2 protein-coding genes are annotated in these 463 nt (G+C 57.0%); both read right to left on the reverse strand.

The window, feature by feature from the left end; all coding sequences use genetic code 11:
• On the reverse strand, positions 1–141 hold a 141-nt coding region (locus ACSZO4_RS25850; RefSeq protein WP_437891933.1), incomplete at its 3' end, for an MbeD family mobilization/exclusion protein.
• 132 nt (positions 142–273) lie between these two features.
• Positions 274–463, reverse strand: a 190-nt coding sequence (locus ACSZO4_RS25855; protein WP_437891932.1) for an MbeB family mobilization protein, incomplete at its 5' end; no start/stop codon positions are given.

Genomic DNA, 463 nt, shown 5'->3' on the forward strand with positions numbered 1-463 from the left:
CAGCGCCGCGTTCTCCCGTTGCATAAGACCAGACATCGTCCGCCATTCCGCGAAGGCGTTCTCCCACTCGTCCAGCCCTTTCGAGTAGTCCTGCTGTAGCTGCTCTAATGCGCTCAATAATTGTTTTTCCAGCTCCGTCATGCTGCTCTCCTGTACCAATCTGATGCCGTTCTTTCTGCCGCTGTCGAACGTCCAGTTCGTGTCCGCTTTCACGCCCTCCGGCAACACCAGAAGACGCCCCTGATTGTCTTCCTGGTATCTCACGCCCCACGTCTAGCAGACCATGCGCAGCATCCCTTTGGTTCGCTGGCTCATGGCTGAGGACAGCTTCCGGTCGTGGTCGAGGATGGCGACGCTGATTCTCTTCTCGCTTTCGCTCAGTTCCACTCTGACAGACTTCTCGTGCTCGCTGAATGCGGCTTTCAGCATCTCGCCGGTAGTCTGCTGCTGCGCTTTCGATTTC

The organism is Phytobacter sp. V91 (assembly GCF_965644225.1).
Taxonomy (GTDB): Bacteria; Pseudomonadota; Gammaproteobacteria; order Enterobacterales; family Enterobacteriaceae; genus CBFFRJ01.